At 66.9% G+C, this 26,927-nt stretch carries 29 protein-coding genes; 18 read left to right on the forward strand and 11 right to left on the reverse strand.

The features are described from left to right. Positions 1-178: 178 nt before the first annotated feature. The 4 genes from GH664_RS15030 to GH664_RS15045 all read right to left on the reverse strand — a co-directional run bounded on the left by GH664_RS15030 (position 179) and on the right by GH664_RS15045 (position 4,149). Complete coding sequence (locus GH664_RS15030; RefSeq protein ID WP_153168903.1) at positions 179-1,669, reverse strand: DNA polymerase Y family protein; 1,491 nt, start codon at positions 1,667-1,669, stop codon at positions 179-181. A 3-nt stretch (positions 1,670-1,672) separates the two neighbouring features. Further along, entirely contained in the window at positions 1,673-2,410 is a 738-nt protein-coding gene (imuA, locus tag GH664_RS15035) for a translesion DNA synthesis-associated protein ImuA (protein ID WP_153168904.1), read from the reverse strand. Between the two features lie 46 nt (positions 2,411-2,456). Then, positions 2,457-3,065, reverse strand: a complete 609-nt coding sequence (gene lexA, locus GH664_RS15040; RefSeq protein ID WP_153168905.1) for a transcriptional repressor LexA — start codon at positions 3,063-3,065, stop codon at positions 2,457-2,459. A gap of 85 nt (positions 3,066-3,150) precedes the next feature. Continuing rightward, complete coding sequence (locus tag GH664_RS15045) at positions 3,151-4,149, reverse strand: zinc-dependent alcohol dehydrogenase family protein (RefSeq protein WP_228111548.1); 999 nt, start codon at positions 4,147-4,149, stop codon at positions 3,151-3,153. Positions 4,150-4,359: 210 nt separating this feature from the next. On the opposite strand from GH664_RS15045, the gene GH664_RS15050 reads away from it, so the two are divergent. The 3 genes from GH664_RS15050 (at position 4,360) to GH664_RS15060 (ending at position 7,530) form a co-directional block, all read left to right on the forward strand. Beyond that, positions 4,360-4,842, forward strand: coding sequence for a peroxiredoxin (locus tag GH664_RS15050; RefSeq protein WP_153168906.1), 483 nt, complete (start codon positions 4,360-4,362; stop codon positions 4,840-4,842). Next, positions 4,832-5,317, forward strand: a complete 486-nt coding sequence (locus GH664_RS15055; RefSeq protein WP_153168907.1) for a peptidylprolyl isomerase — start codon at positions 4,832-4,834, stop codon at positions 5,315-5,317. The genes GH664_RS15050 and GH664_RS15055 overlap by 11 nt, the downstream gene beginning before the upstream one ends. A gap of 122 nt (positions 5,318-5,439) precedes the next feature. Beyond that, the gene (locus tag GH664_RS15060) at positions 5,440-7,530 is read left to right on the forward strand and encodes a dipeptide ABC transporter ATP-binding protein (RefSeq protein WP_153168908.1); all 2,091 of its coding nucleotides are present in this window, start codon (positions 5,440-5,442) and stop codon (positions 7,528-7,530) included. Between the two features lie 84 nt (positions 7,531-7,614). On the opposite strand, the gene GH664_RS15065 is transcribed toward GH664_RS15060, so the two are convergent. Together GH664_RS15065 and gloB are read right to left on the reverse strand one after the other, a co-directional pair. Further along, positions 7,615-9,264 carry a transglycosylase SLT domain-containing protein gene (locus GH664_RS15065; protein WP_153168909.1) on the reverse strand — a complete coding sequence of 550 codons (1,650 nt, stop codon included), beginning with the start codon at positions 9,262-9,264 and terminating at the stop codon, positions 7,615-7,617. 80 nt (positions 9,265-9,344) lie between these two features. Beyond that, positions 9,345-10,118, reverse strand: coding sequence for a hydroxyacylglutathione hydrolase (gene gloB / locus GH664_RS15070; protein ID WP_153168910.1), 774 nt, complete (start codon positions 10,116-10,118; stop codon positions 9,345-9,347). 28 nt (positions 10,119-10,146) lie between these two features. Between gloB and GH664_RS15075 the strand changes: the two genes are divergently transcribed. Genes GH664_RS15075 through dnaQ form a run of 3 tightly spaced genes read left to right on the forward strand, consistent with a single transcriptional unit; the run spans position 10,147 to position 12,111 of the window. Next, a complete protein-coding gene (locus GH664_RS15075) occupies positions 10,147-10,884 on the forward strand; it encodes a class I SAM-dependent methyltransferase (protein ID WP_153168911.1) in 738 nt (245 codons plus the stop codon). Next, entirely contained in the window at positions 10,884-11,342 is a 459-nt protein-coding gene (gene rnhA / locus GH664_RS15080) for a ribonuclease HI (protein WP_153168912.1), read from the forward strand. Before GH664_RS15075 ends, rnhA begins: the two co-directional genes overlap by 1 nt. A 46-nt stretch (positions 11,343-11,388) precedes the next feature. Next, on the forward strand, positions 11,389-12,111 hold the full coding sequence (gene dnaQ / locus GH664_RS15085; protein ID WP_153168913.1) for a DNA polymerase III subunit epsilon: 723 nt from the start codon (positions 11,389-11,391) through the stop codon (positions 12,109-12,111). Between the two features lie 6 nt (positions 12,112-12,117). Here the strand turns inward: dnaQ and GH664_RS15090 are convergent, their stop codons facing one another. From GH664_RS15090 to GH664_RS15100, 3 genes are read right to left on the reverse strand one after another with little or no spacing between them, the layout of a single operon-like run. Further along, the gene (locus tag GH664_RS15090; RefSeq protein WP_153168914.1) at positions 12,118-12,888 is read right to left on the reverse strand and encodes a fused MFS/spermidine synthase; all 771 of its coding nucleotides are present in this window, start codon (positions 12,886-12,888) and stop codon (positions 12,118-12,120) included. A gap of 20 nt (positions 12,889-12,908) precedes the next feature. Continuing rightward, positions 12,909-15,509 carry a DNA mismatch repair protein MutS gene (mutS, locus tag GH664_RS15095; RefSeq protein WP_228111549.1) on the reverse strand — a complete coding sequence of 867 codons (2,601 nt, stop codon included), beginning with the start codon at positions 15,507-15,509 and terminating at the stop codon, positions 12,909-12,911. A 25-nt stretch (positions 15,510-15,534) separates the two neighbouring features. Continuing rightward, positions 15,535-16,335, reverse strand: a complete 801-nt coding sequence (locus GH664_RS15100; protein ID WP_153168915.1) for an inositol monophosphatase family protein — start codon at positions 16,333-16,335, stop codon at positions 15,535-15,537. A 109-nt stretch (positions 16,336-16,444) separates the two neighbouring features. Between GH664_RS15100 and GH664_RS15105 the strand changes: the two genes are divergently transcribed. The 12 genes from GH664_RS15105 to GH664_RS15160 all read left to right on the forward strand — a co-directional run bounded on the left by GH664_RS15105 (position 16,445) and on the right by GH664_RS15160 (position 25,414). Beyond that, a complete protein-coding gene (locus GH664_RS15105; RefSeq protein ID WP_153168916.1) occupies positions 16,445-17,176 on the forward strand; it encodes an RNA methyltransferase in 732 nt (243 codons plus the stop codon). Positions 17,177-17,333: 157 nt separating this feature from the next. After that, positions 17,334-18,089, forward strand: coding sequence for a serine O-acetyltransferase (cysE, locus tag GH664_RS15110; RefSeq protein ID WP_153168917.1), 756 nt, complete (start codon positions 17,334-17,336; stop codon positions 18,087-18,089). A 116-nt stretch (positions 18,090-18,205) separates the two neighbouring features. Beyond that, the gene (gene iscR / locus GH664_RS15115; RefSeq protein ID WP_194270421.1) at positions 18,206-18,688 is read left to right on the forward strand and encodes a Fe-S cluster assembly transcriptional regulator IscR; all 483 of its coding nucleotides are present in this window, start codon (positions 18,206-18,208) and stop codon (positions 18,686-18,688) included. A gap of 13 nt (positions 18,689-18,701) precedes the next feature. Next, entirely contained in the window at positions 18,702-19,850 is a 1,149-nt protein-coding gene (locus GH664_RS15120; RefSeq protein WP_153168918.1) for a cysteine desulfurase family protein, read from the forward strand. 47 nt (positions 19,851-19,897) lie between these two features. Continuing rightward, positions 19,898-21,106: an IscS subfamily cysteine desulfurase gene (locus GH664_RS15125; protein ID WP_228111555.1), complete on the forward strand. Its 1,209-nt coding sequence runs from the start codon at positions 19,898-19,900 to the stop codon at positions 21,104-21,106. A gap of 56 nt (positions 21,107-21,162) precedes the next feature. Next, positions 21,163-21,546: a Fe-S cluster assembly scaffold IscU gene (gene iscU, locus GH664_RS15130; RefSeq protein ID WP_153168920.1), complete on the forward strand. Its 384-nt coding sequence runs from the start codon at positions 21,163-21,165 to the stop codon at positions 21,544-21,546. A gap of 14 nt (positions 21,547-21,560) precedes the next feature. Then, on the forward strand, positions 21,561-21,884 hold the full coding sequence (gene iscA, locus GH664_RS15135; RefSeq protein WP_153168921.1) for an iron-sulfur cluster assembly protein IscA: 324 nt from the start codon (positions 21,561-21,563) through the stop codon (positions 21,882-21,884). A gap of 15 nt (positions 21,885-21,899) precedes the next feature. Then, a complete protein-coding gene (gene hscB, locus GH664_RS15140) occupies positions 21,900-22,433 on the forward strand; it encodes a Fe-S protein assembly co-chaperone HscB (RefSeq protein WP_153168922.1) in 534 nt (177 codons plus the stop codon). Positions 22,434-22,455: 22 nt separating this feature from the next. Then, positions 22,456-24,324 (forward strand): Fe-S protein assembly chaperone HscA, encoded by a 1,869-nt coding sequence (gene hscA, locus GH664_RS15145; RefSeq protein ID WP_153168923.1) that lies wholly within the window; start codon positions 22,456-22,458, stop codon positions 24,322-24,324. Positions 24,325-24,349: 25 nt separating this feature from the next. Further along, positions 24,350-24,691 carry an ISC system 2Fe-2S type ferredoxin gene (fdx, locus tag GH664_RS15150; protein ID WP_153168924.1) on the forward strand — a complete coding sequence of 114 codons (342 nt, stop codon included), beginning with the start codon at positions 24,350-24,352 and terminating at the stop codon, positions 24,689-24,691. Continuing rightward, the gene (gene iscX / locus GH664_RS15155) at positions 24,691-24,885 is read left to right on the forward strand and encodes a Fe-S cluster assembly protein IscX (RefSeq protein WP_153168925.1); all 195 of its coding nucleotides are present in this window, start codon (positions 24,691-24,693) and stop codon (positions 24,883-24,885) included. The genes fdx and iscX overlap by 1 nt, the downstream gene beginning before the upstream one ends. A 34-nt stretch (positions 24,886-24,919) precedes the next feature. Continuing rightward, positions 24,920-25,414: a glutathione peroxidase gene (locus GH664_RS15160; protein WP_153168985.1), complete on the forward strand. Its 495-nt coding sequence runs from the start codon at positions 24,920-24,922 to the stop codon at positions 25,412-25,414. Here GH664_RS15160 and GH664_RS15165 read toward each other — a convergent pair. Together GH664_RS15165 and prmB are read right to left on the reverse strand one after the other, a co-directional pair. After that, entirely contained in the window at positions 25,408-25,866 is a 459-nt protein-coding gene (locus GH664_RS15165) for a response regulator (protein ID WP_153168926.1), read from the reverse strand. The genes GH664_RS15160 and GH664_RS15165 overlap by 7 nt on opposite strands. Positions 25,867-25,949: 83 nt before the next feature. Beyond that, entirely contained in the window at positions 25,950-26,918 is a 969-nt protein-coding gene (gene prmB / locus GH664_RS15170) for a 50S ribosomal protein L3 N(5)-glutamine methyltransferase (RefSeq protein ID WP_153168927.1), read from the reverse strand. Positions 26,919-26,927 lie beyond the last annotated feature (9 nt).

Genomic DNA, 26,927 nt, shown 5'->3' on the forward strand with positions numbered 1-26,927 from the left:
CTTGCCGGCGTGAAGCCGCCCGCGCCTGCTTCGCCGCGATCACCTGTTGTTCCTCGACAGCCGGCAGGTCATCGAACAGGCTGGCCGGCGATCCGTTATGACCTTCGGTCTCGTTCATGTCTCGGAGCATGCCAGTCCCAGCACAACCTGGCGAGATTGGAGAAAAACTCTCACGCTCTCAGCCGAAATAGCCATGCACATACCAGGCGCCGGGAGGGTCCAGATCCTCAAAGATCCACCACAGGGCATCATCCGGGCCGCGGGCAAGATAGTAGTCGCGCCGGATGTCGGCCTGATCCCACCAGCCGCCTTCGATGCGCTCCGGGCCCTCGAGCAGGGTGACGACGCCGGGCGCAAGTGGACGTGGGTCGGGTAGCAACCACAAGGGCCGCTTCGGATGAGCCCGCTTTGCTCCGGCGCTTGCGGTGCGGGTGGGGGATGGCGAGGGCAATGGGGAAGGAAATGGGGAAGGAAATGGCGACGCCGATGGCAATGTCGCTGTTTTCCGGGCCCAGGCGACCTCCGGGCGATGGTCGGCGCGAGTGTCGAGCAGATGGATGGCGTCGGCACCCAGGCGGGCACGCAGGCGATCGAGCAACAGCATGGCGCTGTCCCGCGCCTGCCCGGGGCGGCCGAAAAGATCGTCCGGCTGGGGCGCGAACGCTTGCGGCGCGTCGGCGAGCAGGCGCAGTTCCTCGACCGGGGCAACGAGTTCCAGGCGGGCGAGATGTTCGCGGGCGAGCAGGACAAGGCGGCTGTCGTCGCGGCAGGGGTCGCCGCTGACGATGGTCACGCGGGTTGCCGGGTGCCGCTCATGGACCAGCTCGAGCACACACTGGTCGACTGCCGCATGGCGACGGGCCAGCCACGCCGCGAGGCCGGCGAACAGCCGCCGGGCAGCGAAGGCGAGCGCCTCGGTCTCGCACACCGGCGCAGGCAGTGCGAGGCGGTGGGCGTACTGCACAGGCGGCTGGAACCAGGGTTGCGGGTCGGGGATGTCGCCGCGGGCGCGTGACAGGGTCTCGATGACGGCGGTGGCCTGCCTGCGCGCAAGGGCCGCGCGGGGCAGCAGGGCGATTTCGCCGAGCGTTCGCACGCCGACGCCGGCGAGCAGTTCCAGGGTCGCAGGGGCCACCCCGGTGCCGTCAGCAAGCACGGTGAGGGGGAGCGAATCGAGATCGGCTTGCCAGCCCGGGAGGAGCGCGTCGTTCATTCCCGGGCGGGTGCGCGCAAACCAGCGCGCAGCGAGGGGGGTCGGCGCCGTCGCGAGGCTGGCCTGTAGCCCCAGTCGTGCAAGGCCTTCATGGATTGCGTCAGCGATGGCGCAGGCACCGCCAAAGAGCTTCAGGCTGGACTCGATCTCCAGCAGCACCGCATCCGGCGGGACGAGGCTGATGCGCGGGCTGTAGGCGCCCGCCCAGCAAGCCACTTCGGCCAGGGTCTCGGTCTCCAGCGCCGGTGTGCGTGCCTGCAACTGCAGCGCCGGTGCGATGGCCAGCGCTGCGGCGACACCCTGACCAGGCTCGACACCCAGCGCGCGGGCCTGGGGGCTCGTCGCGATCACGCACGGGTGCGGGTGACCAGCCACAACCGCGAGCGGAGCATCGATCCCGCTCCGGGTGTAGACCTGCAGGGGCAGCTCGGGCAGCAGCAGGGCGAGCCACAGCATGGCTCAACTCACGAGTTGCAGCGGCGCAGGTCTTGAAGAAGGGGCCTCGCCGATCGCGTTGCAAGCGATCAGTTCGGTGTCGTCCGCCTGCAGGCGGCGCACGGGCAGGTGCAGGGCCCTGGATGCGGGCGGCCCCCGCCGCTTCAGGATGCTGATCTGCAGCGTCTCGCCTGCGCCGGCAAGGATCAGCCGTAGCGGTGCCGGTGAGGCCTGGCGTGCGGCTGCGCGCGGACGGAACAGGAACAGGGGCGTGGCCGCCTCTTCGGCCGCGAGCTGGAGCCGGCGCAGGCCGGCGGTGTCGATGTGCTGCAACCAGGCGAGGACGGCCGAACAGCCTCCCGAGGCAAGGGCCTGGCGGGTTGCCCAGAGCGCGCGGGTCGCATCGGGCCGGATCAGCAACAGACGGGAAAGCGGCACCCCCGCCGCCGCCAGGGCCGGCGCATAAGGCAGGAAGGGCGGGGACACCCAGGCGAACCAGCGCTCGAACGGCGGGCGACTCAGCACCGGCAGCAGCAGCGACAGCTCGCCCACGCCGGGATGGTCGACCAGCAGTTCGATCAGCGCGTCCGCCGGCCAGCCGCCGCCGGGCAGCTCGGCGTCCAGCGCGTCGAAGCCGCTGGAAAGCACCGGCCCTTTGCCATGAGCCAGTCGGCTGGCCTGCCACACCGAGCCGGGCGGCAAAGCCGCGAGGGTGCTGCGCAGTTCTGCTGCGGAGGAAAGGGCGGTGGCTGCAGCGCTCATAGTGACCTCCCCGGCCATGTGCCGCCGGGGCAAATCCTTGCCGGGTTCAGTGATCCTTGCGGATCAGGCCGACCATCACCCCTTCGATCACCAGCGGCTCGCGGCGGGTATCGACGACGATGGGCTGGAAATCCGGGTTCGCCGGCAGCAGCTCGACCAGCGGGCCCTTGCGCTGCAAGGTCTTCACGGTGACGTCATCGTCGACCCGGGCGACCACGATCTGGCCGTTGCGCGCTTCGGCGCTGCGGTGAACGGCGATCAGATCGCCGTCGAGGATACCGGCGTCGCGCATGCTCAGGCCGCGTACCCGCAGCAGGTAGTCGGCACGCGGCGAGAAGAGCGAAGGATCGAGCTGGTAACGTGCCTCGACATGCTCGGCGGCAAGAATGGGGCTGCCGGCAGCGACGCGGCCGACCAGCGGCAGGCCGAGCGCCTCGGCGAGGCGAATGCCGCGCGCGCGGCCTTCCTCGAGCAGGATCGCGCCCTTGGCGGCAAGCGCGCGCAGGTGGGTTTCGGCAGCATTGGGCGAACGGAAGCCGAAGGCCGAGCAGACTTCTGCGCGGGTCGGAGGACGGCCTTCGGCCTCGACGGTGTCGCGGATGAAGTCGAGGATTTCCTGCTGGCGTGTGGTCAGGCTGTCGCTGCGGGGTGGCATGGCGGTCTCCGATGGGTGCTGTAATTTTAAACAGTCTTCAGCGTGGAGCAAGCCCTGCTGGTGATTTTGGCGGTGCAGTACCCTGTCAGGGCAGCAACACCGCCGCCCCTTGCAACTCGCCGTGGCGCAGACGCTGGAGCGCGAGGTTGGCGTCGACGAGCGGAAAGCGGGTGACTTCGGTGCGCACCGGCACCTGCGAGGCCAGGGCGAGGAATTCGTCGCCGTCGCGGCGGGTCAGGTTGGCCACCGACACGATGCGGCGCTCGCCCCACAGGATGCGGTAGGGGAAAGCCGGGATGTCGCTCATGTGGATGCCGGCGCACACCACCGTCCCGCCCTTGGCCATCGCTTGCAGCGCGGCAGGGACCAGCTCGCCGGCCGGCGCGAAGATCAGCGCGGCGTCGAGCGGCACCGGCGGCGTTTCGTCCGAGGCACCGACCCAGCTCGCGCCGAGCTGACGGGCGAAAGCCTGGCTTGCCGTGTCGCCGTGCCGGGTGAAGGCGAGCACTTCGCGCTGCTGCCAGACGGCCACCTGGGCGATGATGTGGGCGGCCGCGCCGAAGCCGTAGATGCCCAGGCGGCGGGCGTTGCCCGCCATCACGAGGGCGCGGTAGCCGATCAGGCCGGCGCACAGCAGCGGCGCGGCTTCCGCGGCATCGATGGCATCGGGCAGCGGGAAGCAGTAGCGCGCATCGGCGACGGTGTATTCGGCATAGCCGCCATGGATCTGGTAGCCGGTGAAGCGGGCGTGGTCGCACAGGTTTTCACGCTGGCTGGCGCAGAAGTCGCAGGTACCGCAGGTCCAGCCAAGCCAGGGCACGCCCATGCGCTGTCCGACGCGTACGCCGGCCACACCGCTGCCGGTGGCCACGACGCGACCGACGATCTCATGGCCGGGAACCATCGGCAGCACCGGGTCGGGCAACTCGCCGTCGATCAGGTGCAGGTCGGTGCGGCATACGCCGCAGGCTTCCACCCGCAACAGGAGCTGGCCTCGTGCAGGTGACGGCACCGGCAGTTCGGCCATGCGCAGTGCCTGGCCGGTACGTTCGAACAGCATGGCACGCATGGTCCTGGGCGACATCCCGCATCTCCTTTGCTTGCGTTCATGATGCGCTGCGACTTGAGCCGGCGGCGCATCTGGGCTATTGATTCTCATGTGCCGCCCGCGATCGCATGGGCGTCCTCGATCCGGGAGAAAGCCGAATTGATCATTCCTCCCCAACCTGCCGCCGGCTCCGGTAGAGTTCGACCGAGCACTCGGCTAGAATCCGCCACACGTCAGGGAGAGCCCATGCTGCAAAGCGGAGACCTTGCACCCTCGTTTTCCTTGCCGGACGCGGACATGGAGATTTTCGATCTCGCTTGCACGCGCGGCAAGCAGCACGTGGTTCTCTACTTTTACCCACGCGACAACACGCCCGGATGCACGCTTCAGGCCGCGGACTTCAGCGACCATGAAGATGAATTCGCCCGCCACGGCTGCATCGTGGTCGGCGTCAGTCCCGACGATTGCCTCACGCACGCCGAATTCCGCGACCATCAGGGACTTTCGGTCCGTCTGCTCTCCGATGCCGACACCGAAGTGTGCCGGCTCTACGGCGTGTGGCAACAGAAGGAAGTCGACGGTGTGAAGAAGATGTGCGTGCGGCGATCGACCTTCGTCATCGACAAGCAGGGGAAGATCCGCCACGCGCTGTACGACGTGACGCCCCGTGGGCATGCAGCCGCGGTATTCGAACTGGTCAAGAAACTGGAATCACACAATGCAAGCTGAAATCGTCAAGAACACCGTGGTGACGCTGAACTACACGGTGCGCGACCCTGATGGCGCCGTCATCGACGACGGTCACCACCCTCTTGTCTACCTGCACGGCGGCTACGACGGCATCTTCCCTAAGCTGGAGGAAACGCTGCACGGCAAGCACCAGGGCGACACGCTGCAGGTCAAGCTGCTGCCTGACGATGCTTTCGGCGAATACGACGAATCCCTGATCATGATCGAGGACGCCAAGCTGTTCCCGGAGAACATCGAGGTCGGCATGAGCTTCGAGCGCGTGTCCGATGACGGGGCCGAGGAACTGATCTACCGCGTGACCGACATCGCCGACGGCAAGGTCGTCGTCGACGGCAATCATCCGCTGGCTGGTGTGTCGCTGGTGTTCGACATCACCGTCGCCGAAGTGCGCAAGGCGACGGCAGAGGAGATCAGCCACGGCCACGTTCACGGAGCGGGCGGCCACCATCACTGATCGCTGGCGGGCCGTTCCGTGCGGCCCCGATGCGCAACCCGGAAGGGGCATGACCTGAGGCAGACCGGAGCGGTTTCCGGCTGCCTCTCGTCGTTTTGTCTTCCCGCATCGCTGCGACGACCATGAGCTTCGATCCACCGACCAAGCCTGCCTCTCACTCAACGGACCAGCCGGTGCCGCTGCTCGAAGTCACCGGCCTGAGGGTGGCCATCGACACGCCGCGCGGCACGATCCGTCCCGTCGACGGCGTCGATCTGTCGCTCGCCGCCGGTGAAACCTTCGCCCTGTTGGGCGAGTCCGGCTGTGGGAAGTCGATGACGGCGCTGGCGCTTGCCAGGCTGCTGCCCGATGCCGGTCGCGTCGAGCATGGCGGAGTGCGACTGGGCGGGACCGATCTGTTGCGACTGCCGGAAGCGGCAATGCGCCAGGTGCGGGGCGGGCGCATCGGCATGATCTTCCAGGAGCCGGGGACCAGCCTGAACCCGGTCATGACGGTCGGCGAGCAGATCGGCGAAGTCCTGCTGCAGCATCGGAAGGACGATGAGCGCGCGGCCGCGGTGAAGCTGCTTGAAAGCGTGGGCATCCCCGATGCGGCGCGACGGCTGAACGACTACCCTTTCCAGTTCTCCGGCGGCATGAAGCAGCGGGTGATGATCGCGATGGCCCTTGCCGGCTGCCCCGAGCTGCTGATCGCCGACGAGCCCACCACGGCGCTCGACGTCACGATCCAGGCCCAGGTGCTGGACTTGCTGGCGCACATCCAGGCAGAGCGCGCCATGGGCATGCTGCTGATCACGCACGATCTCGGCGTGGTGGCGCGCATGGCGCACCGGGTCGGTGTGATGTACGCAGGCGAGGTGGTGGAGACGGGGCCGCGCGAGGCCTTCTTCGCGATGCCGCTGCATCCGTATTCGCGCAAGCTGTTCGCGGCCCTGCCGAGTGCCGCGCACCGCGGCCGCGTGCTCGATGCCCCGCTCGGCAGCGTGCCGCCGCTGGACCGCGCGTTCGTGGGTTGCCGCTTTGCGGAGCGCTGCCCGGCCGCCTTTGATCGCTGCGACGACGAGGCCCCCGGCTGGCATCGTGTCGGCGCCCAATCGGTGCGCTGCCATCTTTACGAAGGCGTTCAGGTCCCACGCCCGTTTGAACGTGTCGCCGCCGGTCGGATCGAGGGAGCCTCCCCGCGGCAGTCCGGCGCTACGGTGCTCGAGGTGCGCGGTCTCACGGTGCATTTCCCGGTGCGCAAGGGCTTGTTGCGCCGTGTCGTCGGCCACGTACGGGCGGTCGATGGGGTGGACCTGAGCCTCGCTGCCGGTCGCACGCTGGCGCTCGTCGGCGAGTCTGGCTGCGGCAAGACGACCGTCGGCAAGGCCTTGCTGCAGCTCGTGCCGCCCACGGCGGGTAGCGTGCAGCTCGATGGCGTCGACATGGTGGGGCAGGGCGGCAATGCTTTGCAGGGCATGCGCCGCGCGGTGCAGATGGTGTTCCAGGATCCGTTTGCCTCGCTCAATCCGCGCATGCGCGTGGGCGAGATCATCGAGGAGGGCATGGCCAGCCTCGGCGTGGAGCCCGACCCGGCGGCACGACGTCGCGCCGCGGACACGCTGCTCGAGCGCATCGGCCTTTCGCCTGCAATGCGCTGGCGATATCCGCACGAGTTCTCCGGCGGCCAGCGCCAGCGCATCGCGATTGCGCGGGCGCTGGCAGTGTCGCCGCGCCTCATCGTCTGCGACGAGCCCACGAGCGCGCTCGACGTCTCGGTACAGGCGCAGTTGCTGAACCTGATGCGGGAACTGCAGCGCGAGCGCGGACTGGCCTATCTGTTCATCACCCACAATCTGGCGGTGGTCGAATACCTCGCTGACGAGGTGGCGGTGATGTACCTCGGGCGCATCGTCGAGCAGGGACCGGTGGAGCGCATGCTGTCGGCACCGGCGCATCCTTACACCCGGGCTTTGCTGGACGCCGTGCCGGAAATCGACGGCGCCGGGGGGGGACCGTCAGGAGCAATGAATGCGGACAGGGGCGGCGCCACCGCCGTGCAGCCGGCACAGGCTGCGGTGGTCGATGTGCCCTCGCCCCTGGATCCGCCCGCCGGATGTCATTTCCATCCGCGTTGCCCGCACGCGAGCGACATCTGCCGGTTGACCTATCCGCGTGAAACCGAACTCGGCGGCGGGCACGTGGTGCGCTGCCACTGGCCGCAAGGGCGCTGACGAAACAGCATGTTCGGCCAGGCCTGCCAGGCGTCAAGGAGGGACTGCGCAGCGCAACCAGGCGGGCAGCGCCCGCCCGGACTTTCAGCGGGAAGACTTGGCGGGCTTGTTTTTCGGTGCGGGTGCCGCGCCCTTCTTCTGCGCCGGCGCAGCGCTCTTCGCGCTTGAACTTGCTGCCGGAGCGGCGCTTTTCGAGGTGGACCTGGCCGCCCTGGGCTGTGCCGCGGCGGCCGGAGACGACGCCTTGGCTCCCTGTCGCGCTGTACGACCGGCAGGTTCTGCGCGGCCCTTGGCCGCTGCCTGGCTGCCAGCGTGCTTGCCCTTCACCTCCTTCACGATCTTGCCCGGCTTCTCGCGCGTCGACGTCCGCTTCGCTTCCTCCTGGCGCCCCGCGCTGGCCCGACCGAGTCGCGGCGAAGAGAGCCCGATGGATGGCTCCTTTTCGCCTTTGAAGCGCAATTGCGGGTCGCGGCCTGAGGAATTGGCAGGAGCGTCCGCACTGCCGCTGAGCTTCAAGCCCTGCTGTCGCGCCACGACCCCGGCAAAGGGCAGCAGGCGGCTGGCCTCGAGCGCACCGGACGGGTCGATGCCGTCCGGCACGAGCAGGGACTGGCCCGCCGAAACGCCGCCCTGCGCGCCCAGCCCGTTGAGCTGGCGCAACTGGGCGATCGTCAGGCCGTATTGCTCTGCGATGGTGTCGAGCTTCTCTCCGGGTTCAACGGTATGCGTGCGCCAGGCCGAGCCGCTGCGCAGGGTTTCGGCGAGGCGTGCCTCGAAACGGCCGGCGCGGTCGGCGGGGACGACGAAGGTGTGCCCGGGGGTCGTGATCGCGGGGCGATTGAAGCCCGGGTTCAGCGCTAGGAATTCATCGAGCGGCATGTCGGCGTGACGTGCCGCGGTGCCAAGATCGATGCCGGGCGGGGCGCTGACGGTGACGAACTGCATCTCGTTGGCCACATAAGGCAGTTCGATGTGGAACAGCTCCGGCTGGCTGACGATGTTCTTGATTGCCTGCAGCTTGGGGACGTAGTTGCGCGTCTCTTCAGGCATGCGCAGGGCAGAATATTCGCCCGGCTTGCCCTCGTCGAGATTGCGTTGCAGCGCACGCTTGACGGCGCCTTCGCCCCAGTTGTAGGAGGCCAGCGCCAGATGCCAGTCACCATGCATCTCGTAGATCGTCTGCAGGTAGTCGAGCGCGGCATTGGTCGATGTGATGACGTTGCGGCGCTCGTCCACCCAGTTGTCCTGGGTCAGGTTGTAGTGCTTGCCGGTGGAGGGGATGAACTGCCACAGGCCGGACGCGTGCGCGCGCGAATAGGCCAGTGGGTTGTAGCTGCTTTCCACCATCGGCAGCAGCGCCAGCTCGGTGGGCATCCCGCGGCGCTCGAGCTCGTCGACGATGTAGTAGAGGTAGCGCCCGCCGCGCGCAAAGACCTGCTTCAGGAAACCCGGCCGGTTCAGATAGAAGAGCTGCTGCTCCGCCACCAGCGGGCTGTCCAGATCGGGCATCCCAAAGCCGCGGCGGATGCGGTCCCAGATGTCGTTGGCGTCCCGCGTCAGGTCGAGGGTCAGGACTCGCGGGCCGTCGCCGCCGGACAGCGCTGCTCTCGTCGCCGGCAGCGGATCGCCGGTCGCCGGGCCGCGTGCGAAGGCGGGCGAGGCCAGGGCGACGGCGGCCAGCGCGAGGGGTAGGAGCAGCGCTGCGAATCGCCGCGGTGTAAAGCGTGTAGCCATGGACGGAAGTCCGCTGGAGCCTGGCAGCAAAGCGCGCAAGTCTAGCCAGCGGGTCCGGGTGCGTCAAAAGAAAATTGCGTTCAGAAGACGTCCTTCCAGGCCCTCAAGGCGGCCAGGCAACCGACCGCATCAACAGGCCGTACGCCGCCGTGCACCGTCACCGCATCGATGACGCCTGGTTGGCTGCAGCGCAGGAACGGATTCACGGCCTTCTCGATGGCGATCGAGCTCGGCAAGGTCGGTTCGCCCGCCGCCCGTAGTGCTTCACAACGTTTAGCGTAGGCGTCGCGCTGCGCATTGCCCGGTTCTGCAGCGCGCGCAAAGGCCAGGTTCGACAGGGTGTATTCGTGCGTGCAGTACACGCGCGTCGCCTCGGGCAAGGCGGCGAACTTTGCCAGCGACGAGGCCAGTTGCGCCGGCGTGCCCTCGAACAGGCGACCGCAACCGGCCGAGAACAGGGTGTCGCCGCAGAACAGGCTGCCCGGAGCCGGCGTCGCCGCGTGGTAGGCCACATGCCCGGCGGTGTGCCCGGGCACATCGAGCACGTCCAGCGCGAGCCCGAGCGCGTCGATGAACACCGTGTCGCCCTCGCGGACCGGATGGTCGACGCCGGCGATGGACTCGCGCGCTGGTCCGTAAACCGGCACCCTTTGGCGCGCAAGCAGTGATGGCAGGCCGCCGACGTGGTCCGGGTGGTGATGGGTGATCAGCACGGCAGCCAGGCTCAGGCCTTGCGCTGCCAGGAATTTCTCCACCGGGGCGGCGTCGCCCGGATCCACCACCGCCGCATGGCGGCCGTCGTGGATCAGCCAGATGTAGTTATCGCGAAAGGCGGGAAGAGGGATAATGTTCATCCCGCGAATTCTGAGTCCTTGTGCGAGCATGTCAATCCCGGGACTATCGGACTGGCTGGATACGCCGCAGGGCCGTTACCTGCTCGACTGGGAGCAGACCGCGTTCGACCAGATGGTGGCGGACGTATTCGGCTACAACGCCTTGCAGGTGGGCATGGGTGAGCTGGACTTCCTGCGCGCCAACCGGATGGCGTTCCGTTTTCGTTGCGGGGCGTGCGCTCCGGCGGAGGTGCTGGGGCACGAGTTCGAGCTGCCGTTTGCCACCGCGAGCCTCGATCTCGTGCTTCTGCCGCATGTGCTCGAGTTCTCGGCCCAGCCGCACCAGGTGCTGCGCGAAGTGGAGCGCGTGCTGGTGCCGGAGGGCAGCGTGGTCATCTCGGGCTTCAATCCCTTGAGCCTGTGGGGGGCATGGCGCGTCGGCGCGCGCCGCTGCGGACGTTTCCCATGGACGGGGCAATTCCGCACGGCGATGCGCATCAAGGACTGGCTCGCGCTGCTTGGCTTCGAGGTGCAGCCGGCGCGCTTCGGATGTTACGTACCGGCCGCCGCATCGGCCGCATGGCTGGAGCGCTGGCGAGTGCTCGATCGGGCCGGTCCGCGCTGGTGGTCGGGATGCGGGGCCGATTACATGCTTCACGGTGTCAAGCGGGTGCAGGGCATGCGCCTGATCACGCCGAAGTGGCGCGAGGAGCGGCGAGGCGCGAAAGCCTTGTCACCGGTCGCGCAGCGCAACGGCGGGGGCGAAATCAACAAAAGCGAAGAGTGATGGAAGAAGTCGATATCTATACCGATGGTGCCTGCAGTGGCAATCCCGGCCCCGGTGGCTGGGGGGCGATCCTGCGTGCTGGCACCCACGAGAAGGAAATCTGGGGCGGCGAGCCGGACACCACCAACAACCGGATGGAACTGCTGGCGGTGATCCGCGCGCTCGGCGCGCTGAAGCGCCCGGTGACCGCGCGGGTGCACACCGACAGCCAGTACGTGCAGAAGGGCATTTCCGAGTGGATCCACAACTGGAAGGCGCGCGGCTGGAAAACGGCGTCCAAGGAGCCGGTCAAGAATGCCGACCTGTGGCGTGCCCTCGACGAGGCGGCCTCCCGTCATCAGGTGAAATGGCTATGGGTGCGCGGGCACGCCGGCCACCCGGAAAACGAGCGCGCCGATGCGCTCGCGCGGCGTGGGGTTGAGGCCACGCGTAAATCGGGAAGCGTCGTGGAAGGCTGAGGGCCTCGCCACGGCGATTAAAATTGCAACAGATCCAGGATTCCTCATGCGACAAATCGTGCTCGACACCGAAACCACCGGCCTTGACTGGCGCAATGGCGACCGGGTGATCGAGATCGGCTGCGTTGAGCTGCTCAACCGCGGCCTCACCGGACGGCACTACCACGTCTTCATCAATCCCGAGCGCGGCATCGATGCGGAAGCGGTGGCGGTGCACGGCATCACCGAGGATTTTCTCGCCGACAAGCCGAAATTCGGCGAGATCGCAGCCGAGTTCGAGGACTTCGTACGCGATGCCGAGCTCATCATCCATAACGCCAGCTTCGACGTCGGCTTCCTCGACCATGAGCTCAAGCTGCTGGGCCGGTCCGGCCTGAACCAGCTCTGCGGCGGCGTGATCGACACGCTGAAGATGGCGAAGGAGCAGAACCCGGGCAAGAAGGCCTCGCTGGATGCGCTGTGCGATCGCTACGAGATCGACAATGCGCACCGCACCCTGCACGGCGCGCTGCTTGACGCCGAACTGCTCGCCGAAGTCTATCTGGCGATGACGCGTGGCCAGGAGAGCCTGATCATGGCGCTCGAGGATGAGACGCCGCGCGGCGATGTCGAGCTTGCTGGCGGACCGCGCGAGCGCAAGCCGATCAAGGTGCTGCGAGCAACCGATAGCGAGCTCGCCGCGCACGACGAGGTCCTCGCCGGTATCGCCAAGGCGAACAAGGGTTTGTGCCTGTGGATTCCTCCGGCGCCGGAGAGCGCTCCAGCCTGAGGCAGATCAGAGCATCAGCACGCCGCCGGGCACGGTGCCGGCCTGCTCGAGGCGGGTCACAGTCGGCAGCAGGTCCAGACCGGTGCCCCACTTCAGCAGCGCGGCACGCTCGCGCAACTCGGCCAGGCTGCGCTCGATGGGCTCTCCCGCCGCGGCGAAGGCCACGACGTTGCCGCTATCGACTGACGGGAAGGCCAACGCGCGGTCGTCGAAGGCGGTGATGATGCGTTCCAGGCTGGCCTTGTAGCCCCGCGAGCGGCCGAACAGGTTAACCGCCATCAGCCCGCGATCCGACAGCCGGCTGCGCACCGCCTGGTAGAACGGCAGGGTGTCGAGTGCGCCGGCGCGGGCGTTGCGGTCGAAGCCATCCACCAGCACGTAGTCGAAGTGGCGATCGTGCTCGAGCACGTACTGGGCGCCGCAGCCGACGTGAATGGAGAAGCGCGCGTCTTCCGCCGGCAGCTTGAAGAACTGGCGCGCGGCTGCGACGACCTGCGGGGCGATCTCGACCACCTTGATGCGCGCCTGCGGGCAGTTGTGATAGACGAACTTCGCCAGCGACGCCGCGCCCAGACCGATGATCAGCACGTCCTCGGGCCATTCACCGGGGTCATCGACAAGGCCGTCGCGCAACAGCAGGCCGGCCATCATCTCGCGCGTGTAGGCGAGCTCCAGCGCATTGGGTTTGCGGATCCGCATCGCTCCCTGCACCCAGTCGGAGCCGAAATGCAGGTAGCGGACGCCGCCTTCCTCTGAAATGTCGATCGGGGTGCTCATGGGTGTGGGCCTGCTCGCACTCAGGATGCAAGGCGCTTGAGGGCGTAAAGCCTTTCCAGCGCCTCCCGCGGGCTCAGTGCATCGGGGTCGATGTCGGCGAGCGCGGTGAGCACCGGATGCGACAGCGGTGCGATGTCCGGCTCCGGTAGCGTGATGAAGAGATCGGCCTGCGGCCCGGCGTCGATCTCTCGATTCTCCAGTGCCCGCAGGCGCCGCTTGGCGTCACGGATCACCGGCGCCGGAATGCCGGCCAGCGCAGCGACCTCGATGCCATAGCTCTGGCTCGCCGGCCCTTCCTCCAGCGCATGCAGGAAGACGATGCGGTGGCCGTGCTCGACCGCGTCCAGATGCACGTTGGCGCACTCCGGGTAGTCGGTGTTGAGCCGGGTCAGCTCGAAGTAGTGGGTGGCGAACAGCGTCAGGCTGCGGTTCTTCTCCAGCAACTGGCGTGCAATCGCGAAAGCCAGCGCAAGGCCGTCGAAGGTCGAGGTGCCGCGGCCGATCTCGTCCATCAGCACCAGGCTGTGCTCGGTGGCGCCGTGCAGGATGGCCGCAGCCTCGGTCATCTCCACCATGAAGGTGGAGCGCCCGGAGGCGAGATCGTCGGAGGCGCCGATGCGGGTGTAGATCGCATCCAGCGGGCCGAGCTCGGTGGCGTCGGCCGGCACGAAGCTGCCGACGTGCGCCAGCAGGCAGATCAGCGCCACCTGGCGCATGAAGGTCGATTTGCCACCCATGTTGGGCCCGGTAATCATCAGCATGCGGCGCGTGGGGGCGAGGCGGGCGTCGTTGCGGATGAAGTTGTCGACCTGGCGCTCGACCACCGGATGGCGTCCGCCGTCGATGCGGATGCCGGGCCGGCTGGCGAAGGTGGGGCGCACATAGCCGTGGCGCAGCGCGGCTTCCGCGAACGCGGCGAGGCCGTCGAGCGTGGCGAGCGCACGCGCGATGCGCTGCAGTGCGGGGATGTGCTCGGCGAGGTCGTCGAGGATGGCGTCGTACAGCAGTTTCTCGCGCGCCAGCGCGCGCTCGTTGGCCGACAGCGCCTTGTCCTCGAAGGCTTTCAGCTCGGGTGTGATGTAGCGCTCGGCGTTCTTCAGCGTCTGGCGCCGGCGATAGTCGTCGGGCACCTTGTCGGCATTGGCGCGGCTGACCTCGATGTAGAAGCCATGCACCCTGTTGAACTCGACCTTCAGGTTGGCGATGCCGCTGCGTTCGCGTTCGCGGGCCTCGAGCGCCAGCAGGAACTCGCCGCAGTTGGTCTGGATGCTGCGCAGTTCGTCGAGTTCAAAGTCATAGCCGGGGGCGATCACGCCGCCGTCGCGGATCATCGCCGCCGGCTCGGTGGCGATCGCGGCCTGCAGCAGGGCGAGAGCATCGGGTGCGATGTCGAGCGCACGCAAAAGGTCGAGCAGCAGCGCGGCCGAGCTGCCCTGAAGTGCGGATCCGAGCTCAGGCAGGCGCGCAAGGCTCTCGCGCAACGCAGACAGGTCGCGCGGGCGGGCGCTGCGCAGGGCGATGCGGGCGGTGATGCGATCGACGTCGGCAACGCCGCGCAACGCCGTGCGCACGGCAGACGCGCCGCGTCCATCGCCGTCGCCGACCAGCTCCGCCACCGCCTCATGGCGCAGGGCGGGCACACCGGGATCGCGCAGCGGATGGTGCAGCGCGTGGCGCAACCAGCGCGAGCCCATGCTGGTGACGCAGGTGTCGAGAAGCGAGAGCAACGTGGGTGCCGGCTCGCCGCGCAGCGTCTCGGTCAGTTCGAGGTTGCGGCGCGTGGCCGCGTCCAGCCGCAGGTATTCGGACTCGCGCTCAACGACCAGGCCAGTCACGTGAGCGAGGCTTTGCTGCTGGGTGGCGCGCGCATAGTCGTAGAGCGCCGCGGCGGCGCCCAAGGCAACGGGGAGACTCTCCACGCCGAAACCGGCGAGGTCGCGCGTGCCGAAATGGCCGGTGAGCAGGCGTTCGCCCGCTTCCGCGTCGAACTGCCAGTCGGCCAGCCGCCGCAGGGCAGGCGAGAGGGCCTCGATCAGCGGCAGCGACAAACCATCGGGCACCAGCACCTCGGCGGGACGCAGGCGTTCGAACTGCGCCTGCAGCCCCTCGGCCGGGCACTCCATCAGCCGCAGATCGCCATTGGCGAGGTTCAGCCATGCCAGACCCAGCGTGCCGCGGTGCAGGCTTGCGGCCAGCAGCAGCGAATCGCGCCGGTCGTCGAGCAGGGCAGCGTCGGTGAGGGTGCCGGGCGTGACGATGCGGCTGACCGCCCGCTCCATCGGCCCCTTGGTGGCGCCCGGTTCGCCGACCTGCTCGGCGATCACCACCGATTCGCCGAGCTTGACCAGCCGTGCCAGGTATTGCTCGACTGCATGGAAGGGTACGCCTGCCATGCGGATCGGCTCGCCATTGGACTGGCCGCGGGTGGTCAGCGTGATGTCGAGCAGGCGGGCCGCCTTCTCGGCGTCCTCAAAGAACAGCTCGTAGAAGTCGCCCATGCGGTAGAACAGCAGCGTGTCCGGGTGCTGCGCCTTCAGGCGCAGGTACTGCTGCATCATGGGAGTGTGCCCGTCGAGCGCCCGCACGGGCGCGACCGACGGGCCGGTGGCTTGTCTGCTCATCGACCGAACCGGAGGAAGCGCGGGCTCAAGCCTGCATGCTGGCCGGGCGGTAGGACTGGATGATGGGCAGGAGCTGGCCGAAGATCTTGGGCGAGCCGGCCACCACATTACCGGTGGTCATGAAGTTGCCTTCGCCCGACAGGTCGGACACTAGGCCGCCGGCTTCCTGGATCAGCAGCACGCCGGCTGCCATGTCCCACGGCGACAAGCCCATTTCCCAGAAACCATCGAGGCGGCCGGCAGCGACATAGGCGAGATCCAGCGAGGCCGCGCCCGGCCGACGGATGCCCGCGGTCTTCTGCGTCAGCTCGCGGAACATTCCCAGGTAGGCATCGACGTTGTCGAACTGGCGGAACGGGAAGCCTGTACCCAGCAGCGCTTCATTCAGGCGGGTACGGCGCGACACGCGGATGCGGCGGTCGTTGAGGAAGGCGCCGCTACCACGGCTGGCGGTGAACATCTCGTTGGAGGTCGGATCGTAGACCACCGCATGCTCCAGCACGCCGTTCCTGGTCTGCGCGATGGAAACGGCGTATTGCGGGAAGCCGTGGATGAAGTTGGTGGTGCCGTCGAGCGGATCGATGATCCAGTTGAATTCGCTCTCCGGACCAGTCTCGCCGGACTCCTCTGCTAGAATCCCGTGCCCCGGGAAGGCGTCTCGCAGGACTTCGATGATCGCCTTTTCGGCCGCGTGATCCACCTCGGTGACGAAATCGTTAGGCGACTTCGACTGCACGGTAAGCAGATCGAGCTGCGTCGAGGCGCGGTTGATCACGGTGGCTGCGCGGCGCGCGGCCTTGATGGCGATGTTCAGGGTGGGATGCATGCGGTGCGGTCTCGGTTAAAGAAGCGGGACGCTGCGCCCGCTCCGGCCTCGTGGGCAGCGAAAGTCGGCGATGGCGTCCGGCAAAATTCTTAAAGCGGTGAATTTTAATATGAATCGCCCCCTCGCGCTTGAGCGCGTCCGAATCGTGCTCTCGCGGACGAGCCATCCGGGCAACATCGGCGCAGCCGCGCGCGCGATGAAGACCATGGGACTGCGCCAGCTCTGGCTCGTGGCGCCCGACAGTTTCCCTGATCCGGTTGCCGATGCGCGGGCCTCCGGGGCGGGAGACATCCTTGCCGCGGCGCGCGTGGTGCCTACGCTGCAGGATGCGCTGGCCGGCACGGTTTTCGCGGCGGCGCTGACCGCGCGGCGGCGGGAGCTGTCACTGCCGCGCATGCATGCCCGCGAGGCGGCCGCTGCCACCGTGGCGCGCACCCGCGACGGTGAGGTCGCGCTGGTGTTCGGCAACGAGACGAGCGGCCTCACCAACGAGGAGGTAGGGCTGTGCAGCTTGCCGGTGAGCATTCCGACGAGCCCGGATTTTTCCTCGCTGAACCTTGGCGCAGCGGTGCAACTGCTGTGCTACGAGATGCGCATGGCGGCGCTGCAGCCTCCTCCGCCCGATGATCCGCGTCCCGAGTTCGCGACGCACAAGCAGATCGAGGGGTTGATGGCGCATCTGGAGCAGGCCGTGACCGCGAGCGGCTTCCACGATCCAGCCAACCCGCGACGCCTCCTGCCGCGGCTGCGGCGCCTGTTCAGCCGCGTCCAGTTGGAGAAGGAGGAAGTGGCCATCCTGCGCGGCATGCTCACCACCTTCGAGCAGCCTAAGCGGCGGTGAACCTTGCCCCGTACCCCGATCCGGGCGCGGCGTGCGTCCGTGTCCATGCGGCTGCGGGGCTGCGGGTGTTTCGCGTGCGGCGCTAAGTCGATTAAAATAGTCGGGAATTCGTGTCGTCGCGTTTTCTTCGTTCTACCGTTTCCGTCAAGGGAGTCCCATGTTCAGCCGCCTCCGTGAAGACCTGGCCAGCGTTCGCGAGCGCGATCCCGCAGCCCGTTCCACGCTCGAGGTGCTGACCTGTTACCCGGGTGTCCATGCGCTGATCTTCCACCGGCTGGCACATTCGGCTTGGACCAACGGCTTCTACTGGCTCGGCCGCTTCATCAGCCACATCAGCCGCTTCCTGACGGGCATCGAGATCCACCCGGGCGCAGTCATCGGCCGGCGCGTGTTCATCGACCACGGCATGGGAACCGTGATCGGCGAGACGGCGGAAATCGGCGACGACTGCACCATCTACCAGGCCGTCACGCTCGGCGGCACATCGCTCTATCGTGGCGCCAAACGCCATCCGACCCTGGGGAAGGGGGTCGTCGTGGGGGCGGGCGCGAAGGTGCTGGGTGGTTTCACCGTCGGCGACGGCGCCAAGATCGGATCCAACGCGGTGGTGGTGAAGCCGGTGCCGGCTGGCGCAACTGCGGTGGGCAACCCCGCGCGCCTGATCGACCCCGAACGCGATGCTGCGCGCGCACAGAAGGCCGAAGAGATGGGCTTCTCTGCCTACGGTGTGACGCGCGACATGGACGACCCGATGTCCAAGGCGGTGCATGGCCTGCTCGACCACGCGGTCGAGACTGACCGGCGCCTGCAGGCCATGCTTGCACGGCTGGAGGCTGCAGGCATCAAGCTCGACGACACCTGCGCGCCGGGAGACGAGTTCGATGCGTCCCGGCTGTCCAAGATGGTCGATTGACAGCCTTGATTGCAAAGCGCAATTCCTCGATTAGTTGACCGTTTTTGTCGGGATCCGTATAGTTGAGCGAATTGTTCAGGTATTAGCCTGGCAAGTGCAGACTTCGAGGGTTCACCATGAGATTGACGACCAAGGGGCGTTTCGCCGTCACCGCGATGATCGATCTGGCCGCGCGCCAGGCCGAGGGGCCGGTGACGCTGGCAGGTATCGCCGAGCGGCAGAAGATCTCCCTGTCGTATCTCGAGCAGCTTTTCGGCAAGTTGCGCCGGCACAAGCTGGTTTCGAGCGTGCGCGGGCCGGGCGGAGGGTATCGTCTGGCGCGCGAAATGGACGCGATCACCGTCGCCGACATCATCATCGCAGTGGATGAACCGCTGGATGCCACCCAGTGCGGCGGCAAGCAGAACTGCCACGACGAGCATCGCTGCGCGACCCACGACCTGTGGGCCAATCTGAACAAGCGCATGTACGCCTATCTCGACTCGGTGACGCTCAGCGCGCTGGTGAATCGCGAAGTGAAGGCCGATGCCGACATGGCGGTGCTGAAGAACATTCGTCGCCGCGCAGGCCTCGTGGTGCGCGAGGTTGCGGCTGTCTGAGGCTGTCCGACCGATGTTCGCCCCGACCTACCTCGACTGGAACGCCACCACGCCGCTCGATCCGGTGGTGCGTGAGGCCATGCTCCCCTGGCTCGATGCGCGCTACGGCAACGCATCGAGCCGGCATGAGTATGGCCGGCAGGCGAGGGCGGCAATTGACGAAGCCCGCGCCAGGGTTGCTGCGGCAGTCGGCGCGCATCCGACCGAGATCCTCTTCACCAGCGGCGGTTCCGAGGCGAACAACCTCTTCGTGAAGGGGGCTGCAGCGGTGATGAAGCCCGGTGTGGTGGCCGTCAGTTCGATCGAGCACCCGTGCGTGCGCGAGCCTGCGCGGCAGTTGCGCCGCAGCGGGTGGACGATGCGCGAGATCGCGGTCGACGCCGAGGGGCGCATCGATGCCGACGACTGGCGAGCCGCCCTGGCCGATCGACCGCGCCTGGTGTCGGTGATGGCCGCGAACAACGAGACCGGCGTTCTGCAGGACAGCGCTGCGCTGGCGCGCGAGGCGCGCGCTGCCGGCGCCTGGTTTCACACCGACGCGGTGCAGGCGCTGGGCAAGATCGAACTGGATTTCCGTGCGCTGGGCGTCAATGCCATGACCCTGTCCGCGCACAAGGTCGGCGGCCCGCTGGGCGCCGGTGCGCTGGTCATCGACAAGCGTGTCGAGCTGGCGCCGCTGATCGCCGGTGGTGGGCAGGAGCGCGGTCTGCGCTCCGGCACGGAGAACGTCGCGGCCATCGTCGGCTTCGGCGTGGCCTGTGAGCGCGCGCTGAGTCGCCGCGCTTTCGAGGCGACGCGCCTGACGGTCTTGCGCGACCGCATCGAGGCGGCCGCACCGCTGTGGGGCGCACGCGTTTTTTCCGCGGCGGCGTCGCGCCTGCCGAACACCACGTTCTTCGCCATCGAAGGCATCGACGGCGAGACGCTGGTCGGCAAGCTGGACCGTGCGGGCTTCGCCTGCGCCAGCGGATCGGCGTGTTCCAGCGCCAATCCCGAGCCGTCGCACGTGCTGCTGGCGATGGGCGTGGCGCCCGAGTTGGCGCGTGGCGCGGTGAGGGTGAGCCTGGGCCGCGACACGACGACGGACGAGGTCGAGCGCTTCATCGTCACCTTTGGCCGCATCGTCGGCGAATTGAAGAACCTGGCTGCGATGGCGGCCTGACATTTGAACAACATCTGCACAACACATCCCTGCGGAGAGACGCAATGCTGAAGTTCCCGATCTACCTCGACTACTCGGCCACCACCCCGGTGGACCCGAGGGTTGCCGCGAAGATGATTCCCTGGCTGACCGAGCACTTCGGCAACCCGGCGAGTCGCTCGCACGCCTACGGCTGGGAAGCCGAGAAGGCGGTCGAGGAGGCGCGCGAGGAGGTCGCGAAGCTGGTGAACGCCGACGCGAAGGAGATCATCTGGACGTCGGGTGCCACGGAGTCGAACAACCTGGCGATCAAGGGCGCGGCGCATTTCTACCAGGGCAAGGGCAAGCACATCATCACGCTCAAGACCGAGCACAAGGCGGTGCTCGATACCTTCCGCGAGCTCGAACGCGAGGGCTTCGAGGCGACCTATCTCGACGTGCAGGAAAACGGCCTGCTCGATCTGGAAGCCTTCAAGGCCGCGCTGCGCCCCGACACCATCCTGGTGTCGGTGATGTTCGTGAATAACGAGATCGGGGTGATCCAGCCGATCGCCGAGATCGGCGAGATCTGCCGTTCGAAGGGCATCATCTTCCACGTGGATTCGGCCCAGGCGACCGGCAAGGTCGACATCGACCTCGACAAGCTCAAGGTCGACCTGATGAGCTTCTGTGCGCACAAGACCTACGGCCCCAAGGGTGTCGGTGCGCTGTACGTTCGTCGCAAGCCGCGCGTGCGCCTGGAGGCGCAGATGCACGGTGGCGGCCATGAGCGCGGCCTGCGCTCCGGCACCTTGCCCACGCACCAGATCGTCGGCATGGGCGAGAGCTTCCGCCTCGCGCGCGAGGAGATGGCCGAGGAAAACGTCCGCATCAAGCGCCTGCGCGACAAGCTGCTCAAGGGCCTGACCGACATCGAGGCCACGTACGTGAACGGCGACATGGAACACCGCGTGCCGCACAACCTGAACATTTCGTTCGCCTACGTGGAGGGTGAATCGCTGATCATGGCGATCAAGGACATCGCGGTGTCCTCGGGCTCGGCCTGTACGTCCGCCAGCCTGGAGCCGTCCTACGTGCTGCGCGCACTGGGGCGCAACGATGAGCTGGCGCACAGCTCGATCCGCTTCACGCTCGGCCGCTTCACCACCGAGGAAGAGGTCGACTACACGATCGACCTTCTGCACAAGAAGATCGGCAAGCTGCGCGAACTTTCGCCGCTGTGGGAGATGGTCAACGAAGGCGTTGACCTGGACACCGTCCAGTGGGCCGCCCACTGATCCTCCCACCGTACCGAACGACGAAACCCTGACACAGAGATCACTGGAGAAATGAAATGGCCTACAGCGAAAAGGTTCTGGACCATTACGAGAATCCCCGTAACGTCGGCTCCTTCGGCAAGGACGAGGAAGGCGTTGCCACCGGCATGGTGGGCGCGCCGGCCTGTGGTGATGTGATGAAGCTGCAGATCAAGGTCGGCAAGGACGGCGTGATCGAAGATGCCAAGTTCAAGACCTATGGCTGCGGCTCGGCCATCGCTTCGAGCTCGCTCGTCACCGAGTGGGTGAAGGGCAAGACGCTGGATCAGGCACTGGATATCAAGAACACGCAGATCGCCGAAGAGCTGGCGCTGCCTCCGGTGAAGATCCACTGTTCCATCCTCGCCGAGGATGCGATCAAGGCGGCCGTCGCCGACTACAAGAAGAAGCACGAGGCCTGAAGCAGGAGAGCGCCATGAGTGTCACCCTTTCGGAAAGCGCAGCACAGCACGTATCCAATTTCATCGCCAAGCGCGGCAAGGGCGTCGGTATCCGCCTGGGCGTCAAGACCTCGGGTTGTTCGGGCATGGCCTACAAGCTCGAATTCGTTGACGAGACGCAGGGCGAGGATCTGGTGTTCGAGAGCCACGGCGTCAAGATCATCGTCGATCCGAAGAGCCTGGCTTATCTGGATGGCACCGAGCTCGACTTCGTGCGTGAGGGTCTCAACGAAGGGTTCAAGTTCAACAACCCGAACGTCAAGGATCAGTGCGGCTGTGGCGAAAGCTTCAACGTCTGACGCAACGCCAAAGGCATGAGCATCGATCCGACGCAGGACTACTTCACCCTTTTCGGCCTGCCGCGCCAGTACGCCCTCGACGAAAGCGTGCTCGAGGCGGCGTGGCACGAGCTGCAATCGCAGGTCCACCCTGACCGGTACGCCCATCTGCCCGACGTGGACAAGCGTCGGTCGATGCAGTGGGCGACACGTGTCAACGAGGGCTTCCGCACCCTGAAGAAGCCGCTTGCGCGCGCGCAATACCTGCTCGAGCTGGCCGGCGTGGATACTGCACTGGAAACCAACACGGTCATGTCGCCCGAGTTCCTGATGGAGCAGATGGAGTGGCGCGAGGCCGTCGAGGAAGCACGTGCGGCCGGCGAGGTGGACGAGCTGGAACAACTCCATCACCGCCTGCAGACCCATGCCCGCGAGGTCAGGAGCGATCTCGCCCTGCAACTCGACGAGGCGCACGACTACACGGCGGCGGCCGACACCGTGCGTCGGCTGATGTTCATCGACAAACTGCAACAAGAGATCGACGAGGCCCTGCTGGCTCTCGAAGAATAAAGACACGGCACGGAAATCCCTCATGGCCCTGCTGCAAATCGCCGAACCCGGCATGTCCGCCGAGCCGCACAAGCACCGGCTTGCGGTGGGCATCGACCTGGGCACCACGAATTCCCTTGTCGCGACGGTCCGTAACGGGATCGCGGTCTGCCTCGCCGACGAAACCGGCCGTACCATGCTGCCGTCCGTCGTGCGCTACCGCGCCGACGGCAGCATCGAGGTCGGCCACAAGCCCATGGCCGCGCAGGCGACCGACGCGCGAAACACGATCGTCTCGGTCAAGCGCTTCATGGGTCGCGGGTTGAAGGATGTCGCCCACGTCGAGGCCATGCCCTACGACTTCGAGGACACGGCAGGCATGGTGCGCCTGCGCACGGTGCAGGGCGTGAAGAGTCCGGTGGAAGTGTCGGCGGAGATCCTGCGCACCCTGCGCAAGCGCGCCGAGGCTAGCCTCGGCGGCGAGCTCGTGGGCGCGGTGATCACGGTGCCGGCCTATTTCGACGATGCGCAACGCCAGGCCACCAAGGACGCAGCCAGGCTCGCCGGCCTGCCCGTGCTGCGCCTGCTCAACGAGCCGACGGCGGCGGCGGTCGCCTACGGCCTGGACAACGCGGCAGAGGGCGTCTACGCGGTCTACGACCTGGGCGGCGGCACCTTCGATCTCTCCATCCTGAAACTGTCGCGCGGCGTGTTCGAGGTGCTGTCGACCAACGGCGACGCGGCTCTGGGCGGCGACGACTTCGATCACCGCCTGTTCTGCTGGATCCTCGACAAGTCCGGCGTCGCTCCGCTGTCGCTGGAGGACGCACGGCGCCTGCAGATGAAGGCGCGCGAGGCGAAGGAACTGCTCAGCGTCTGCGAGGAAGCGACCATCCACGTGCACCTGGGCTCGGGCGAGGAGGTCGACCTCGTTGTCACGCGTGACGAATTCGCCGACATGACGCGCCATCTGGTGCAGAAGACGCTCGGTCCGGTGCGCAAGGCGCTGCGGGACGCCGGCCTCGCGGCTGACGAGATCAAGGGTGTGGTGATGGTGGGGGGCGCCACGCGCATGCCCCACATCCAGCACGCCGTCGCCGAGTTCTTCGGTCAGGAGCCGTTGACCAATCTCGACCCCGACAAGGTCGTCGCCCTCGGCGCGGCGATGCAGGCCAACGTCCTTGCCGGGAACCGCCGGGACGAGGACGACTGGCTGCTGCTCGATGTGATTCCGCTGTCGCTCGGTCTGGAGACGATGGGCGGCTTGACCGAGAAGGTCATCCCGCGCAACTCCACGCTGCCGATCGCGCGCGCGCAGGAATTCACCACCTTCAAGGACGGCCAGACCGCCATGGCTTTCCATGTGGTGCAGGGCGAGCGTGAGCTGGTGACCGACTGCCGTTCGCTCGCCCGCTTCGAGCTGCGCGGCATTCCACCGATGGTGGCGGGTGCGGCGCGCATCCGCGTGAGTTTCCAGGTCGACGCGGACGGACTACTGTCGGTGGCGGCGCGCGAGATGTCGTCGGGCGTCGAGGCCAGCGTGCTGGTGAAGCCGTCCTACGGGCTCACCGATGACGAGATCGCGGGCATGCTCAAGTCCGGCGTGGAGCATGCCGGCGACGACATGATGGCGCGCGCCTTGCGTGAGCAGCAGGTCGAGGGCGAACGCGTCATCGAGGCGACCGAGCAGGCCATCGCGAAGGACGCGGCGCTGCTCTCCGCCGAGGAGCGGGTCACGATCGAGCAGTCGATCGCGACCCTGCGCGAACTGTGCAGCGGCAAGGATCACCGCGCGATCAAGAGCGGCATCGAAGCGCTGGCGCGTGCCACCGACGGCTTCGCCGCGCGGCGCATGGACAACAGCATCCGCAGCGCACTCGCCGGCCACAAGGTGGATGAATTCGAGGTCTGACCTCGCAACCCGATCGAACACAAGAATGACCCAGATCATCGTTCTTCCCCACGTCGAGCTCTGTCCGGACGGCGCCGTCATCGACGCCGAGGCGGGCAAGTCGGTGTGCGAGAGCCTGCTCGCCAACGGCATCGATATCGAACACGCCTGCGAGATGTCCTGCGCCTGCACCACCTGTCACGTCATCGTGCGCGAGGGCTTCAACACTCTCGAGCCGGCCGAGGACGAGGAGGAAGACCTTCTCGACAAGGCCTGGGGTCTGGAGCCGCAGTCACGCCTGTCGTGCCAGGTGGCGGTCGGAGATGCCCCGCTGGTGATCGAGATTCCGCGCTACACCATCAACATGGCCCGGGAGGGCAAGCACTGATGAAGTGGACCGAAGTACAGGAAATTGCCATTCAGCTCGCGGATGCCCACCCCGAGGTGGACCCGACGCGGGTGAATTTCGTCGACCTGATGAACTGGGTGCTGGCATTGCCTGAATTCGACGATGACCCCAAGCATTGCGGCGAGCGCATCCTCGAAGGGATCCAGCAGGCCTGGATCGACGAGGTGGCCTGAAGAGCGTCTTTTGCGGAGCAGCATGATGAGCGACATGACTGTATTCGATTTCGAAACGCGGCGCCTCGACGGCTCGCCGATGCCATTGGCGGCCTTTCGCGGAAAGGTGCTGCTGATCGTGAACACCGCGAGCCAGTGCGGTTTCACTCCACAATACGCCGGGCTCGAGGCCTTGCAGCAACGCTTCGCGGTGCGCGGCTTCAGCGTCATCGGCTTTCCATGCAACCAGTTCGGTGCGCAGGAGCCGGGCAACTCGGCGGAAATCCAGTCCTTCTGCCAGCGCAATTACGGCGTAAGTTTTCCCTTATCGGAAAAGATCGAGGTCAATGGCGAGCAGGCCCATCCGCTCTATCGCCATCTGACGAGCGTCGCACCGGGGGTGCTGGGCACCGAAGCCATCAAGTGGAACTTCACCAAGTTCCTGGTCGATGCGCAGGGCAGGGTGGCAAGGCGCTATGCGCCGACCACGACGCCCGAGGCGATTGCCGAGGATATCGAGGCCGCCCTGAGCGCCTCGCAGGCTCAGTAAGCGCCGCCTGCCTGCGCATGGACGGTTTCATTGAGCGTCAGCCAGTATTGGCCGATGAGATGCACTGCGTGCAGGAAGCGCTCGTAGTCCACCGGTTTGCGGATGTAGCTGTTCGCGCCCAGGCGCAGCGACTGCTGCACATCGAGATCCTCGCGTGAGGTGGTGAGGACCACGACCGGCAACAGCGCGGTGCGCTCGTCGGCGCGGATGCGGCGCAGCACCTCGAGCCCGTCCATGCGCGGCAGTTTCAAGTCAAGCAGCACGACCGCCGGCAACTCGGACGCGTCGCGCCCGACATGGCTGCCGGTACCGAAGAGGTAATCGAGCGCCTCGACGCCATCGTGCGCCACCACCATCGGGTTCTTCACGCCTGCCTTGCCGAAGGCGCGCAACGTCAGCGCTTCGTCGTCGGGATTGTCCTCGACGATGAGGACGGGCTGATTGTTCGGCATCTCGCTTCTCCCCGGCGACGGCCTTGCATGGGCCGCCGCGATTCAGTTTAGCCCTTGCCGCGGCGAGGTGAAGCGATCCCGGTTCAGCGCTTGCCGCCGGGCAGGTCTTCACGACGAAGCACGAAGACCATGTCGTCGCCTCCGCGCGTCGACAACCAGTTGAACGGAAGGTCGGGAAAGGCGTTTTCGACGAGCATCCGATTATGTCCGACCTCGACCGCAAGTATGCCATCAGAATTGAGGTGACGTGCCCCCTCGGCGATCAGCCGGCGCACGATGTCGAGTCCGTCGTCGCCTGCAGCGAGCGCAAGCTGCGGCTCATGGTGATATTCCGCCGGCAGCGTATCCATCGCCTCCGCAGTGACGTAGGGCGGATTGCTCAGGATCAGGTCGAAGCGGCGGTCGCCGAGGGCATCGAACACGTCGCTCCTGACGAGTTCGATACGATCCTCGAGACCGTAGTCGGCCACGTTCTGACGTGCGACGTCGAGTGCATCCTCGGATAGATCGACGGCGGTGATGTCGGCATTCGGAAACGCATGCGCCATCAGGATCGCCAGGCAGCCTGAGCCGGTGCACAGGTCGAGGGCAGAACCGATCTCGTCCGGGTCATCCAGCAGCGGCGCGAGCCCGTCTTCCAGCAGTTCGGCGAAGAAGGAGCGTGGCACGATGACCCGCTCGTCGACGGCAAAGCGGAAATCGCCTAGCCAGGCCTCGCCGAGCAGATAGGCGGTGGGGACGCGATCGACCGCGCGCCGCTCGATGGCTTCGAGCAGCGGGCCGCGCTCATCTGCGGGAATGCAGGCATCGAGGAAGGGTTCGAGGCGGTGGAGCGGCAGGGCGAGCGAGCCCAGGATCAGCCACACCGCCTCGTCGTAGGTGTCGGCAGCGCCGTGACCACAGAAGATGTGGGCCCGATTGAAGCGGGTCACCGCATAGCGCAGCCAGTCTCGCACGGTGACGAGTTCCGCCAGGGGGCCATGTTCGTGTTCGTGATCGTGGTCGTGGTCGGCCTCGATCTCGCTGTCGTGCTGGTGGGGTGCGTCATTCATGGTGTCGTT

The sequence above is a fragment of the Thauera sp. 2A1 genome (assembly GCF_009469595.2).
Lineage (GTDB): Bacteria > Pseudomonadota > Gammaproteobacteria > Burkholderiales > Rhodocyclaceae > Thauera.